Genomic DNA, 14556 nt, shown 5'->3' on the forward strand with positions numbered 1-14556 from the left:
GGTCAGTATACTTTCAAGTGTCTTGGAGTTACTATTCGCCTACGGACCGTGATTCCGGTCACTCGCTCGCAGCCCGATCGTGACGACGTCAGATCGAAGTCGCTCGACTCGTCAATCAGGAGGACATTCCATGACCGAAACGAACAGTGCCCCAGACGCCGCCCAGATTGCGGCCAAATACCTCGAAGAGCGTGACAAGCGCCTTCGCAACGACGGCCTCTCACAATTCGTGGAGGTTCCGGTCGACTCGGATATCGACGCCGATCCGTTCGTCGACGAACCGATCGAACGCGATCCGGTCACCGAGGAGGTCGAGGTCCTGGTGGTCGGCGGGGGATTCGCGGGGTTGATGTCCGCCGCGAATCTCGTACGTGAGGGAGTGACCGATCTGCGCCTCGTCGAGCGTGCGGCCGACTTCGGTGGTACGTGGTATTGGAACCGCTATCCCGGAATCGCCTGTGACGTGGAGTCCTCGATCTATCTCCCGATGATCGAAGACATCGGCACGATTCCCAGCGAGCTCTACGCCAGCGGCACCGAGATCCGCAACCACGCAAAGACTATCGCCGACAAGTACGACCTGACCCGGCGGACGTTGTTCCAGACCCGCGTGAACGACCTCGCCTGGGACGACGAGACCAACCGCTGGGTCGCCTCGACCACCCTCGGTGACAGCATCACAGCACGCCACGTGGTCCTGGGGACCGGTGGTCTGATCTCCCGGCCGAAGCTGCCGCGTATACCGGGCCTCGACACCTTCGCAGGCGAGTGGTTCCACACCAGTCGGTGGAACTACGACTACACCGGGGGCGACGCGACGGGAGGCCTCACCGGCTTGGCGGATAAGCGGGTGGCCGTCATCGGTACCGGTGCCACCGCGCTACAGGTGATCCCGCATCTCGCCGAATCTGCGGAGCACCTCTACGTCTTCCAGCGGACCCCGGCCGCGGTGGACTACCGTGGCAACGCCCCCACCGATCCCGAGTGGTTCGCCGCCCAGGAGCCGGGTTGGCAGCGCAAGCGAATGGCCAATTTCGATGGCCTGCTCGCGGGCATTCCCTTCGACGAAGACATGGTCGGCGACCAGTGGACGACAATCTGGGGTCTGCCGAAGCTCGAGATCCCGGAGGATGGATCGGCACCGGACACGGCGGCGTACATGCAAGCGGTGATGGCGAATGACCTCGAGCAGATGGAGCGGGTACGGGCTCGCGTCGACGAACTGGTCGATGACCCGAAAACCGCAGAATCGCTGAAGCCGTGGTTTGCCACTCACTGCAAACGCCCCGGCTTCCATGACAGCTACCTGCAGACCTTCAACAGGTCCAACGTCACACTCATCGACACGCAGGGACGCGGTGCCGAAAAGATCACCGAGAACGCGATCTACTTCGACGGGCAGGCGTACGAGGTCGACTGCATCGTTTACGCCACCGGATTCCAGGCGGCGATATCTCCGGGCCGCGCCGGCGGGTTCGAAATCCGCGGGCGTGACGGCGTAACGCTCGAGGGCCGATGGAAAGAGGGAGTAAAGAACCTGCACGGCATCTACACTCATGGATTCCCCAACTTGCACGTCGTCGGGGGCGTCAAGGGCGCGGCCATCTCGATCAACATCAATTACGTCAACGGCGCGCAGGCCGAGCACGTGGCGAAGGTGATCAAGTCGCTCAGCGAGAAGGGCGTCGAGGCATTCGAGGTCACAGCTGAGGCCGAGGATGATTGGTCTGCGCGGATGGCTGAGAAGTCGGCGTACAACGAGGAGGCCACTCGCGCGTGTACCCCGGGGTACTACAACAATGAGGGGGACTTCAATGAGAAGCCGCTCTTCGCAACGGTCTACGGTGGTGGACCTATCGAGTACATCGAGATCCTCGAAGAGTGGTGCGACAATGAGATCACAGCCACGTCGGTAATCACGACGAACGGATCGACTCGGTCCGATTCGACAGCTGGAAGGGCTCGATAACGATGATAACGACATCCGCGGCGGTATTCCGCGACCCAGCCCAACCCCTGATCGTGACCGAACTCGAGCTCGACGAGCCCCGCGCGGGTGAGGTTCTCGTACGGTATGTCGCAAGCGGTCTGTGCCACAGCGACCTGCACGTCATTGATGGTTCGATGTTCCACCCCGCGCCCGTGGTCCTGGGTCACGAAGGAGCGGGAATCGTGGAGGCGGTAGGTCCTGGCGTCACAACCGTCTCCGTAGGAGATCACGTGCTGACCTCCTACCAACCGGCGTGTGGTCGCTGCTGGTATTGCTCCCAAGGGCGCTCGAATCTGTGTGTGCTGCGCGATGCGAATCGCACCGTGATGGCGGACGGCACGACTCGGATGAGGGACAAGAAGACGGGCGAGGATATCCTTCACTTCTTCCAGCTCTCGACGCACAGCGAACGCGCCGTTGTCCCCGAACTCGGGTTGGTGCCCATCCGCAAGGACGCGCCACTCGATTTGGCATGTCTCGTTAGCTGCGGCGTTGCCACAGGTTTCGGCGCAGTCATCAATCGAGCGAAGGTGCACACCGGGAGCACGGTCGTGGTCATCGGGTGCGGCGGAGTCGGTCTCAACGCGATCCAGGCCGCCGTGCTCGCCGGGGCGGCCCGGATCGTGGCCGTCGATCGGCTACCCCACAAACTCGAACACGCTCGGGAGTTCGGTGCGACCCACACTGTGGACGGCACGGATACAGAGAAGGCCTTGGCCGACATTCGTCAGATCTGTGGTCACGACGGCGCAGACTACGCGATCGAGGCAGTCGGGGCACCGGCGACCATCATGATGGCGTTCAATTGCCTACACCGCGGGGGTACCGCCGTCATCAACGGAATCGCCGCGGATGGCACGACGATCACCTTCGACCCGCGGCTACTGCTAACCGAGCGGGTTCTGACCGGAACCTCGTTCGGCAGCATCCGGTCGCGAATCGATCTGCCGATGATCGTCGACCTGTTCATGGACGGCAAGTTCAAACTACGCGAACTTGTCAGCCGGCAGGTCGGCCTGGCGGAGATCAACGACGCGTACGACCGCCTCGCCAAGGGCGAAGCACGCCGCGAGGTGCTCGTCTACAGCTGAATGGGGACGCCGCAACGCCCGTTCGGATCGGTCGCAGGCCGACTGGTCCATGGGTGCCGGCACCACTGCACAGGCCCACGGTTCGGAGATCGAGCCGGGGGCCTGTGCAGTAGGAACTCACACGGTTCGATCCGCACTCCCCGTCGGCGAAGCACGGAATGAGCGTGCGGACATTTCGGTGGACGCGATACCGTCAGCGGCGACGCTTGTGTGTGTGACCTGCATGCGCCAGAGGCAGGCGGGGTCGCGAATCAGCGTCTGCGTCGGCGCGACTCCGCTCGGGCGCGCTGTGGCGGGCGGTCGAACCGTTCAACTTCGCCATCGTCAGCGGTCGGTATGGGTCTGGTCTGGTCTGGTCATATTGAATATCGCCGAGAGTACTTCTAAAAGCTCTGAGCAGTAACGCTATCCATCGTCGTTGAGCATCCGTATGGCGCTGTCGTGACAGTTGAAACAGGCGTTGGCGCGGATCCAGAATGCGCAGGCGGTCTCTTTGCGTTCGTCGCCAAGGATCTCCGAGTACGCCAGCCGGGAGTGGTCGCCGCTTGCGTGATGCACGAAGGCGTACCCCGGGTGCTGCTTTCCCTGTTGCTGTTGCGATGCCGTCAGATTCGTCATCGGCCATCAAGTCCCCGCGGACGGTTCAGGGCTGTACTCGACCGCGTACCCCAGCTGCCACGCCGATCCGCTCAGCCAACTCCTTTTCGGCGCGCGCGGCGCAGGACGGGTCGCCGGCCTGGCACCGATCAGAACCCAACCCGAGGACCGCGAGGAGATGGCACAGCCAATTCATCGGAACGGTGCCATGGTGACCTTCAACTAATTGTCCTGTGGCCGAAATAGATTCGTTTCAGTGTTCGCATTTTCCCGCTTGAGGCACCCCTACCACGCGCCCCGATTGCCGGGTCCCTCTTTACCACCGAGGCGACGTCACTTACACCTCTGCGGCGCGTACCGCTCACAGCGCACCGACTTCCAAGAGGTCCTCATGACCCACGCTAATGCCTTCCTCACTCCGAAGGGCAGAGTGAAACTCGCTTCGGCGATTGTCGATCAGGGCTGGACGTTGCGCCGCCGCTGGGCGATTCCAATGCTCACCCGCGACCGCGAAGAAATGAGCCGACCGCTACCGGGTCGGCGGCGAGACTGCGATGGTTGCCCGCTCCAGCCGGCCACATCGCAGCCCTCATCGCACCCCGACCCGAACCGAACGGCGAATCATCAACCCGCGCTTCACGCGTTGCTGGGGAGCACACCGCATCGCCTATCACCTGCATTTCCCGCGCAGCACCGTCGGGGCAGTCTTACGCCGCTCGCGATGCCGTTGTTGCGGCACCTGGACCACACCAGCGGTCTCGTGGTCCGCCGCCCGGCACCGCGCCGCTACGAACACGACACCCCCGGTGATTTGATCCACGTCGATATCAAGAAGCTCGGTCGGATTCTCGACGGCGGCGGCCACCGCAAGCTCGGACGCACGATCGGCAACCGCAACAACAAAAAGCAGAGCCTGAGGTACGCCTTCGTGCATCACGCAAGCGGCGACCACTCCCGGCTGGCGTACTCGGAGATCCTTGGCGACGAACGCAAAGAGACCGCCTGCGCATTCTGGACCCGCGCCAACGCCTACTTCAACCGTCATGACCTCACCGTCAAACGGGCCACTGGCTCAACCCGCCACCCCATGGACCGGAAAACGGGGCCGACCCGAGATCGGCCCCGCTGCTGACTAGAACCGATCAGCCCAGGTTTCTCCACTTTGCAGCCACGTGGTGTTCCTCCAGCCGCGGTCCACGGCCGGGGAAGAGCTTCTCACGCAAGGTGCCGGGCTGATAGTCGCGCTTCATCAGTCCCCGCTGCTGTAGTTCTGGCGCTACGTGGTCAACAAAGTCGGTGTAGGTGCCAGGAACCAGCATCGACATGATGTTGATACCGTCGACGCCAGCCGCACGGTATTCCTCGAGCTTGTCGGCGATGCTCTCGGGTGTGCCCGTGACCCGCCACTGTTTGGCGGAAAAGGCGAGGAGATCCGCCACGGTTGCCGGTCGGTCCGGCACCGTGTCGATGACGAGCTGGATGACGCCTCTCATGCCCGGAACCTGCTGGATCAGTTCCTCGAGTGGCTCATCGGGATCACTGGTGCTGAGGTCCACACCGATGGTGCCACTCATCACCGCCATCTGGGCTTCCAGATCGTTCCACTCGTCGTACTCGGCTTCCTTGCGTCGAGCCTCCTCCTCCGTCGAGCCCACGATGAAGGTGAGCCCTTCGATGAAGCGGATGTCATCGGGCCGCCGGCCCGCCTGGGCAGCGAGCGCCTTCACCTTCTCGATCTTTGCCGCGGAGGCCTGTGGCGGCCCCGAGATCATGAAGACGCCTTCCGCGTGCTTGGCGGCAAAGGCCATACCGGCCGACGATGCGCCCGCTTGGAAAAGAACAGGCGTACGTTGCGGCGACGGCTCCACCAGGTGCGGGCCTTCGACGCTGTATCGCTCGCCCACGTGATTGATCTTGTGGATCTTGCGCGGGTCGGAGAACAGGCCGGTGTCGCGATCCTTCACCACAGCCTCGTCTTCCCAGGATCCCTCCCACAGCTTGTAGGTGACCTCGGTGTATTCCTCGGCCCACCGATAGCGCTCGTCGTGATCGACGATCGTCGGCAATCCCATGCTGCGCGAGCCGTTCTTCGACACGCTGGTAACGACGTTCCAGCCGATTCTGCCCTTCGTCAGGTGGTCCAGCGTCGACGCAGCGCGAGCGAACGAGAAGGGATGTGCTTGCAGGATCGAGCTCGTGTACACGAAACCCACATCTTCCGTGGCGTGTGCCATTGCGGAGATGAGAACACTCGGATCGCTCACCGGGAACTGCACCGCACGCTCGGCGATCACGTCCCACGAACCGCGGAACTCGCCGTACAGGCCGAAGATGTCGGCGATGAAGATCCCGTCGAGCTTCCCGCGCTCAGCGATCTTCGCCATCTCTACCCACAGGTCCAGTGAGTTGTATTCGATGGCACGGGATTCGGGATGTCGCCACATTCCAGGCGAGATGTGGGACGGCGTATTCATGATGAAGATATTGAAAAGCAACGGGTCTGTGCGTGACATGAATTCGTCTCTCTGTAAGTGGTCACCATGGCCCAATGCGGCAGAGGGACCTGTCTGCCGGATTGGCAGGCTGGGGCTGAGGTCGGGCCCTTCAGCCGGCGTTGGCTGGCGGGTTGGCACCGACAACGACCGCGACGTAGGTGCAGTCTTCGTCGTAATGGTTGCGCCAGGCGTGCGGAGCACCGGCCATCACCAGGATCGATCCTGGTGACAGAGTCCGTACCTGCCCGCCGGGTAGTTCGATGTCGACCTTGCCGGAGATGATGATCTCGTAGTCGATCGTGTCCGTGCGATGCATGCCTGCGTCGCCGTGGGGGTCGCCCTGGACGTCGTCCCTGTCCAACGCAGAGACGTCGAGCTTTCCCGCGGAGCGGGCAGGAAATCGGAAGATGCCGAGGTTGGATCCGCCCGGTGGCGGGAAGGACATGTCAGCGGGAGCTGCGCCGATATTCGTCGGCAGAGACACGACGCCCCCGGTGGACCACAGGAATGCTCCATCGAGCGATTCCGGAATCTCCATCGTTGCGGGCGGACCCGCTTCGACGAAGTAGGAATTGCCATCAGCGTCAACCACTGCGACAACAAGGTCGAACTCATCTGCTACAGCCATGGTGGGGCTCCCTGCTCTCGTGGAATGTCGGCCGCGGCGCACCGGACGCCCCGGATAGCCGTGAAGGTCGGTGTACAACCGTTCGGTCTGCTACTGGTCAGTCCTGTCGAGGCGCGGGGGCGCCGGCAACGATGTCGTCGAACCGGCCCTGGAGCGTCTCCACAGGCGCTGGATGGGTCAGGACGTGCGGCTTGTTGTTCTTGATCGCGTCGACCGCCATCCGCCCCACCGCATCGGGAGTGATGTACTCCCAGGGGCTCGCCGCGACATCGGCGTCTATCTCCTGCTTGACCGCGCTCTTCTCGACCGGGTTCTCGGGCTGCGTGACGTACTCCGTCCACGACTTGACCCCGCGCGTATCGGACTGTTCTTCCGCGGAGCGGAAGCGCTCACTCGTCACGATCCGCGTCCGGACCGGGCCGGGGTGCAGGATTGTCACCCCGATGTTCTGAGTCTTTAGCTCCTCGCGTGTGGCGTGCGACAGCCCGTCCACCGCGCTCTTGGAAGCCGAGTAGGCCGAGTGACCCGCGACGGGCACGAGAGAAGCCATCGACGAGGTGTTGAGGATGTGCTTTTCGCCGGGGGTCTCCCGCATTCGGGGAACGAAGACGTGGTGGCCGTGCAACACACCCCAGAAGTTGACCGCCATGACCCACTGGAAGTCCTCGTAGCTGGTATCCCACGAGGCCCGGAACGGTCGCAGTGTGACCCCGGCGTTGTTCACGAGGATCTCGACGGAGCCGAACTTCGCATAAACGTCGTCTGCAAGCTGCTCGACCTGATCGAGCTTCGACACGTCAATTGCGTACGCTGCGGCCGTTCCTCCGCTGGCCGAGATCTCCGCCGCGACTGCCTCGGCAGCGTCCTTGTCGAGGTCGACGACCGCGACGCTCACTCCTTCGGCGGCGAGCTCGAGCGCGATCGACCGCCCCATGCCTCCACCGGCGCCCGTGACGACGGCGGTGCGGCCGCTGATTTCCTTCATACTGAATCCTTTGTGACAGAAGCCGCGCCGGCGCGACGACAGCGCTACACGGATCGGCTTCGGGGGAATGTCGGCCATCGAGTAGGTGGACAGCGTGTGTTCTACGACACAACAATAGAAACGGCACAGCGCCGAGCGGTATCGGGACTGTGCCAAGCAATTGCGTGAAGATGACATCCGCCGGCCTGGGCCCCTCATAGCTACCCACACGTTGTACGCGACGAATCGGTGCTTGCATCCCTGGCCGGCGATCAGCCAGGAATCGATCACTTCATTGCTACTCCCGCGCCGAAACACACGTTCAACAAGAAGAATCCGACCCCGGGTGGGCAAACCCATCTCCCGGCCGCGGAGCCAGAGATCGATTTCACGGCATGTCTAGTGCCGCGTCAGTGAACCTTCGCCTCGATATGGTGTGACACGCTGGTCGGGTCCAAACTCGCCGAGTTCCTGGTCGCCGAGGGGGTGGCCCGTCGACATCAGTCACGAGGGTCTGCGGGTGCTGCTCCGCGAGGAGGGTGTCTCGTTTCAAAAAGTGAAAACGTGGAAACGCTCGAAGGACCCGGACTACGCGGTCAAGAAGGCCCGGGTCGAGCATCTCTACGCCATCGCCGACGGCGAAGTCGAGGCCGAACCCCATGAGCCGCAGGCGATCGTCTTCCTCGACGAGTTCGGGCCCTTGAACCTACAACCGCACCCCGGCCGACAGTGGGCCGAACGCGGCGGCAAGCACAAGGACCCGAACCGGGAGCCGCGGCGCCGAGCGACCTACACCCGCCCGCATGGGGTGCGGCACCTGTTCGCCGCCTACGCCCTGGGCAAGGATCGGCTCTACGGGCACGTGAAGACGACGAAAGACCGCACCAAGTTCCTCGAGTTCTGCCGCTACCTGCGCAGTCTCTACCCGGTCGAGGTGCGCATCGCGATCGTGTGTGACAACTTCGCCCGCACCTGACCACCCACAGGTGCCGGCGGGTGGCGGAGTGGACCGAGGCCAACAACGTCGAGATCGCCTACACCCCGACCCACAGTTCGTGGTTGAACCGGATCGAGGCGCAGTTCACCGCCCTGCGCTACTTCGCCCTCGACGGCACCGACCACGGCAGTCACCGCGAGCAGGCGTCGATGATTCGCCGCTACATCATCTGGCGCAACAAACACGCCGAGGACGAGCGACTACGCGAGATCGTGGACAGGGCAAACATAGCCTGATGCGGCACTAGCCGGTCGTCGCCGGGGAGATGCCGAGTGCTGGATGCTCGTGACTCGCCCGTCGCACTGGGGACGGGCGAGTCACGGGGTGTTCGGTACCGAGCACGCAGGAACACTCTTTGAGGGATAGGTCCGAGCCCCCGAGTGGATCGGCCTTGCACCGGTGCCGCTCGACTGCCCGCGACCGTTGTATGATCGGGTGAATACCGGTGCCGTGTCGATGGAATCGCTCACCTGCTGAGCACGGCCCAGTCCATCGCGGGCCGCCATTCGGCACCCTGCTCACCGGGAGCCGAAGGCCGCGCACGGTCCCTCCGAAGCACGGTCCAGGCCGCGGTGGGCGCAGCTACCCGCGAACTGTATGCGCCGGCCATTCGGCCCGAAGGGACGCTGATCGACGGAATCAAAAGTTCGCGAACAATGTTCGACTCAGCCGCTCCGCGCCGAAGTGCTCGCCCACTTCGTGGCCCACCGTTTACCGACCTGAGCCGCAGCGCGGCATCGGCCCAGCCGGCACCCGCCGGCCCAGAGACAGAGCGATAAGATCCGGTGCCGGTCACATGGCTTCAGAAGGTACGTGATCCATTGTCGTCGAGAACTGGTTCGCGGGTCGCTCGAACCCGAGCGTCTCGCGCAAGGTCGTGTGCTTGTACTCCGTGCGGAACCGTCCACGTCGTTGGAGCTCGGGCACCACCAAGTCCACGAAGTCTTCGAGCTCCTCGGGAGTGCCCTGCAGGCAGAGGATGAAACCGTCGCACACCCCGCTGTCGACCTCGTTCTCCATGTAGTCCGCGATCGTCTCGGCGCTACCGACTACAGTGCCTGGCACGTTGAAGCGGGCGATGAGCTCTCGCAGCGTGGGCTGTCGGCCGTCGACCGAAAGCGACAGGACTGCCTGACGATAACCCGCAGTAAGTCGGTTGTCGCCTAGCTCGGGCAGCGGTTCGTCGAGCGGGTACCCCTTGAGGTCGACGCCGAGCATCCCCTCCATGTCATCCAGAGCCAGCCGTGGATCGAGGTGCGACGCCAGCCAGTCCCACTTTTCCTGCGCCTCCTGGTCGGTCCGACCGATGACCGGAGTGATCTGAGACAGAACCCTCATATCCGTACTCGCACGGCCTTTCGACGCTGCGAGCCCACGGAGTTCCTCGGTGTAGGCCCGACCGGCGGCACCGGTCAGCGGAGTGAAGATGACTTCGCCGACCGACGCGGCAAGCTCCCTGCCCGGCCCCGAGCTGCCAGCCTGCGCGATGACTGGGTATCCCTGCGGGGGACGCATGATGTTAAGCGGCCCCGCGACGTCGTAGTACTTGCCATGGTGGTTGGTGGGATGCATCTTGCTCGTGTCGTAGAAGACGCCGGCCTCCTTGTCGATGAGATAGGCGTCCTCCTCCCAGCTGTCCCACAGCTTCTTCACCAGCTCGACGAATTCGGTGGCCCGGTCGTACCGCAGCTCGGTGGACACCTGAGCAGCATCGCTGAAGTTGGCAGCATCGAACGCGCTACCGGATGTCACCACATTCCATCCGACCCGGCCTCTTGAAAGGTGGTCGATGCAGGCTAGCTGGCGCGCCAGGATGTAGGGCTGGTGGAACTGGGTGTGGGCGGTCGCGATGAGACCGATGTGCTCAGTCGCGCTCGCCATCATCGTGACGGCGATGAGCGCGTCCCAGACGCCGACCTTCGCCGTTAGGTGCCGCAACTCGTTCGACATGGGCCAGACCGACTGGTTGTCCGCCATGAAGACGGCGTCGAGCTTACCCCGCTCGGCAGTCTGGGCGATACCGCGCCACAGGTCCGGGTCCCAGATATCGTTGCCCGTGGTGTCCGGACGCCGCCACGACGCCTTGTGCCAGCCGCCCGCATGGGGCATGACGCAAACGTTGATGTGATTGCTGGTCATGTCGCTTCCGTTCTGCTGCCGACCACCCGCTATATGTCGGCCGCTGGGTCCAAGTGAGGTCTGCGCACGGGCGGTGTACAGCTGCCGCGCGTCACGCGTCGATGGCAGTCCATCGCAGGCACCATCTCGGCTACTCTGCGGATGCGGACCGAACAGCATGTGCCCGTGCCCGATCCCAGTGTCCCGTCACCGTACCGACGGTGGATCGACGGGAGTTATCGGAGGCGCGTCAGCCACTTTCGACTTCATGCCAGGGCGATGCGCGACGGCCGTCGGACGACCACTCTGATCTGATCTGACGATGATCTTTACGAGTGGGTTTCGTTCGAGAACACAGGCACCACGTCCGTCGCGGTTTCGGCGATGTCGTGAACGTCGAGACGGACTCGGCTCGCCAGATCAGAGATGAACGGTGCCGCCCTCGTCCTGCCGAGAGTTAGAGAGTCCGCATATGCGGGGCGCAGCCGGGGGAGATCGAAGGATCGGCATGTCGATGCAGGCAGGGGGACGGGCTTCGAGTTGATCATGTGATTGCTGAAGTCCCACGATCACCCCGAGCGCCCGTGCCCCTGCTGCCAGTCTGTCTCATCGAACCCCTGAAGGCCCGACTTCGCCGCGCATCTCGACATCGATGCCCGACCGGAGTTCGAGCCGACGCATCCGAGGGGATCCCACCGCCGGAGGGTCCGAAGACCGGGTCGTGTTCGAACACGTGCTCGCCGCACTCATGCACGGCAGCGGCTACGAACGCATCGCCATCGCCGGATGCTCCGACCGCACCATCCGTCGACGCCTCGCCGAATGGTCCGCCAAAGGGATCGGCCTCGAGGTGCTCCGTGCCGCCCTGGGCGCCTACGACCGGATGCTCGGCCTCGACCTCGATCACCTCTCGGTCGACGGATCGATCACCAAATCCCCGTGCTGATGGGAGGTTTCGGGTCGATCGCCGGTCGATCGCGGGAAGCAGGGCACGAAACGCTCGGTGGTGTGCAACGGCGGCCGGATTCCGCCGGCGCTGGTGCCGGCCGGCGCGAACCGGCACGACTCACCACTGCTCGAACCCACGATCCGGGCCGTGCCCGACATGATCGGGCCGCTGCCGCAGCACTCGTGTGTGCACCTCGATCGCGGCTACGACTCGGCCAAGACCAGGGATCTGCTTGAGGAGTTGGGCTACGAATACGATATCGCCCGCAAGGGGGTGCCCGCCCCGGTTCAGGCGGGAAGACGCTGGGTGGTCGAGCGGACACATGCGTGGATGAACGGGTTCGGCAAGCTGCGTCGCTGGACCGACAAACGCGCCGTGATCGTCGACTTCTACCTCTCCTTGGCCGCTGCGCTGACCGTGCTCAGGCGCCTGAGCAACCGTGCACGCGCCCACTACCGGTGGCCGACCCGACCCACCACCCGACGACTCAAGTGATCACCATTTGCCGGTCGCTCTTAAGCTCGCGATTGACTAGTCAACGGCCAGGCTCAGCGGACGTCCACGGGAGCGGGTCGCTGTCGCGCAGACGACTGTGGTGTTGTCGGTAGTGGCTTGGGGTAGCGCCCGACCAACGTCGGAACGCGGTGCTGAAGCTTGCAACTTCGACGTAGGCGAGCTGTGCGGCGATCTCGGAAACCGGCAGGTCGGTATCGGTCAGGAGACGGCACGCCTCCCGCAAACGCGCCACCTCCCGCAACTCACGGAAACTGACGTCGCACTCATCGAGCCTACGCTGCAGCGTCCGCTTGGACACAGCGAACTCACGGGCGACGTCGGTCAGTGTCATCCCTGAACTCCCGGGTCTGCTCAGGATTGCAGCGACCTGCTGATCGAGCTGGAACGACGCCCGGACCCAGTCATCCGCGCGCCCAGCCCTACCTGCATAGACGTCGTACAGAAGCCTGTTCGATCGCGGGAGCGGGACGTCCAGCAGCTCACTCCGCCAACCGATCCGAGCAGCATTCCGGCTCAGAACCGCCTTCCGGCCGACCAGTTTGGTCAATGCCGGCGGAACGGAAGCCATCGGCAACTCGACCCGGTCCAGCGGGAACGGTCCGTTCCACAGGTCGTTTAGCATCGCCGCCATGGCAGCGACGTCCCGACAAATGGAGAACCGATAGAACGGGCTCGACGGAGGGACATCGGGAGGCAGGCTGATCTCGATGCCCGAACTCCCGGTGTCGAGCTCGTCGAACGTGCGAAAAGTGACAGCGCTGTAATACATGTCCACGGTGGCCGGCAGCTCCCTCCAGTGACGGAGCGTCGGCGCGACGATCATGGCGGAGCCCAGCGAGTCAAAGGCCGGAAAAAGGTACCGCGTCCCGGTTTCGACCCAGATGTCTGATCTGTGCTCGGTAGCCGCTGCGAAGGCTTGCTGAAACGCAAGCTCCTGGCGCCACCCGATCCGACCATCCCCACGCGCTAGGAGGTCGGCGCGGATGTGCGCCGCACGGAGCAACGGCTCCGGGTCGAGGCCGTGATCCTTGGAGACCTCACACATAATGCGCACGCTCAGGCTGGGCACCTCTGCCCAGGCGCGACGTTCAGGGGGATGCGAAGCCTTCCCCGTGGCGGCTCGTGCGTTCCCGCCCCTGTTCTCAGCGGGGCGGTGAACATCGAGCACTCCCATTTTGCCCTCCTCGACATCAACGCTGCTCCTGCACACAACGGGGCAGTGTCGCCGATATCACAGTATACCGCCTTCGAAATGTCCCAGTCCGAGGCGAGCCGCTCTACCGGGGCTGGTCGACAGCTCGGTGGGACGCGTCATCGACACACTGCTCCGCAACGACGCCGTCCTGTGCTACGCCCTCCTCTACGGGCCGGACGCACCGCCTCCTTCCTCGGCGAACGTTACCGACGCACCCGCAAACGCCGCGACGTCACCGGCCGGGTCCAGGCGGCCTTCCCGGACGGGGTGGCTGGTACGGGTTCGATCTGTGGACCCGCGCCGCCGCGACCGGCGCGGACCTGCTCTGGCGGGTCAAGACGAACCTGCGGCCGAAGCATGTGGACACCCAGGCCGACGGGTCGTGGCTGGCCGAGATCGCCCCGTCGGCGGGCTCGAACCGCAGCACGATCGAACCGTTGATCGTGCGGGGTGATCGACTACGCCCTCGACAACGGACGAGACGATCCCGAGCAATACCGCCTGCTGACCACGATCCTCGACCCCGAACAGGCCGCAGCGGAGGATCTCGCCTTCGCCTACGCGCAGCGGTGGGAGATCGAGAACACCTTCGACGAGCTCAAACCCACCAGCGTGGGGCGCGGGCGGTGCTGCGCTCGCAATCGCCGGATCTGGTCCTGCAGGAAATCTGGGGGCACCTGTGTTGTCACTACGCGATCCGCACCCTGATGGTCGACGCCGCGCTCGCCGGCGGGCACGACCCGGACCGGATGTCCTTCGTCGCCGCGTTGCGCATCACCCGCAGAGCGCTCTCGCACAGCGCTTTTCCCCCTCACGACCGTAAGGCCCCACCGGGTTGTGGCGGTGCGCCATCGACAAGCTCCTGCGTCGCCTCAACTCGGTTCGCCGACTGCGGCCGGGCCCGCGCGTGGTCAAACGCAAAGTCCTCAAGTGGGCCGCCAAACGCTCACACCACCGACATCGTCCGCAGCCCACGCACACGGCGGTATGCACAGTGAGGCCACCTAACTGAACTG

At 64.0% G+C, this 14556-nt stretch carries 7 protein-coding genes and 5 pseudogenes; 6 read left to right on the plus strand and 6 right to left on the minus strand.

What is annotated here, in order from left to right:
* Positions 1–130 precede the first annotated feature (130 nt).
* The gene (locus HFP48_RS28665) at positions 131–1969 is read left to right on the plus strand and encodes an NAD(P)/FAD-dependent oxidoreductase (protein ID WP_168580776.1); all 1839 of its coding nucleotides are present in this window, start codon (positions 131–133) and stop codon (positions 1967–1969) included.
* Positions 1970–2022: 53 nt separating this feature from the next.
* Complete coding sequence (locus HFP48_RS28670; RefSeq protein WP_168580777.1) at positions 2023–3081, plus strand: Zn-dependent alcohol dehydrogenase; 1059 nt, start codon at positions 2023–2025, stop codon at positions 3079–3081.
* A gap of 450 nt (positions 3082–3531) precedes the next feature.
* Here the strand turns inward: HFP48_RS28670 and HFP48_RS28675 are convergent.
* Positions 3532–3651: pseudogene (locus tag HFP48_RS28675) on the minus strand (IS481 family transposase); the annotation flags it as partial.
* A 418-nt stretch (positions 3652–4069) separates the two neighbouring features.
* On the opposite strand from HFP48_RS28675, the pseudogene HFP48_RS28680 reads away from it, so the two are divergent.
* Positions 4070–4738: pseudogene (locus tag HFP48_RS28680) on the plus strand (leucine zipper domain-containing protein); the annotation flags it as partial.
* 82 nt (positions 4739–4820) lie between these two features.
* Here HFP48_RS28680 and HFP48_RS28685 read toward each other — a convergent pair.
* The 3 genes from HFP48_RS28685 to HFP48_RS28695 all read right to left on the minus strand — a co-directional run bounded on the left by HFP48_RS28685 (position 4821) and on the right by HFP48_RS28695 (position 7864).
* Complete coding sequence (locus HFP48_RS28685) at positions 4821–6191, minus strand: LLM class flavin-dependent oxidoreductase (protein ID WP_168580778.1); 1371 nt, start codon at positions 6189–6191, stop codon at positions 4821–4823.
* Positions 6192–6282: 91 nt separating this feature from the next.
* Entirely contained in the window at positions 6283–6801 is a 519-nt protein-coding gene (locus HFP48_RS28690; RefSeq protein WP_168580779.1) for a cupin domain-containing protein, read from the minus strand.
* A gap of 97 nt (positions 6802–6898) precedes the next feature.
* Positions 6899–7864, minus strand: a complete 966-nt coding sequence (locus HFP48_RS28695; protein ID WP_168580780.1) for an SDR family NAD(P)-dependent oxidoreductase — start codon at positions 7862–7864, stop codon at positions 6899–6901.
* A gap of 357 nt (positions 7865–8221) precedes the next feature.
* On the opposite strand from HFP48_RS28695, the pseudogene HFP48_RS28700 reads away from it, so the two are divergent.
* Positions 8222–8998, plus strand: a pseudogene (locus HFP48_RS28700) (transposase); the annotation flags it as partial.
* 556 nt (positions 8999–9554) lie between these two features.
* On the opposite strand, the gene HFP48_RS28705 reads toward HFP48_RS28700, so the two are convergent.
* Positions 9555–10901, minus strand: coding sequence for an LLM class flavin-dependent oxidoreductase (locus tag HFP48_RS28705; RefSeq protein WP_168580781.1), 1347 nt, complete (start codon positions 10899–10901; stop codon positions 9555–9557).
* Positions 10902–11431: 530 nt separating this feature from the next.
* On the opposite strand from HFP48_RS28705, the pseudogene HFP48_RS28710 reads away from it, so the two are divergent.
* A pseudogene (locus tag HFP48_RS28710) lies at positions 11432–12324 on the plus strand (IS5 family transposase).
* A 40-nt stretch (positions 12325–12364) separates the two neighbouring features.
* On the opposite strand, the gene HFP48_RS28715 reads toward HFP48_RS28710, so the two are convergent.
* On the minus strand, positions 12365–13519 hold the full coding sequence (locus tag HFP48_RS28715; protein ID WP_246872608.1) for an AraC family transcriptional regulator: 1155 nt from the start codon (positions 13517–13519) through the stop codon (positions 12365–12367).
* A 284-nt stretch (positions 13520–13803) separates the two neighbouring features.
* On the opposite strand from HFP48_RS28715, the pseudogene HFP48_RS28720 reads away from it, so the two are divergent.
* Positions 13804–14352 (plus strand): annotated as a pseudogene (locus HFP48_RS28720) (transposase); the annotation flags it as partial.
* Between the last annotated feature and the right edge of the window lie 204 nt (positions 14353–14556).

Origin of the sequence: Rhodococcus sp. DMU1, assembly GCF_012272955.1 — a bacterium.
GTDB lineage: Bacteria > Actinomycetota > Actinomycetes > Mycobacteriales > Mycobacteriaceae > Rhodococcus > Rhodococcus aetherivorans.

Coding starts and splice junctions, on each gene's coding strand:
- HFP48_RS28665 (WP_168580776.1), top strand. CDS start 131: ATGACCGAAACGAACAGTGCCCCAGACGCCGCCCAGATTGCGGCCAAA.
- HFP48_RS28685 (WP_168580778.1), bottom strand. CDS start 6,191: ATGTCACGCACAGACCCGTTGCTTTTCAATATCTTCATCATGAATACG.
- HFP48_RS28690 (WP_168580779.1), bottom strand. CDS start 6,801: ATGGCTGTAGCAGATGAGTTCGACCTTGTTGTCGCAGTGGTTGACGCT.
- HFP48_RS28695 (WP_168580780.1), bottom strand. CDS start 7,864: ATGGCCGACATTCCCCCGAAGCCGATCCGTGTAGCGCTGTCGTCGCGC.
- HFP48_RS28705 (WP_168580781.1), bottom strand. CDS start 10,901: ATGACCAGCAATCACATCAACGTTTGCGTCATGCCCCATGCGGGCGGC.
- HFP48_RS28715 (WP_246872608.1), bottom strand. CDS start 13,519: ATGGGAGTGCTCGATGTTCACCGCCCCGCTGAGAACAGGGGCGGGAAC.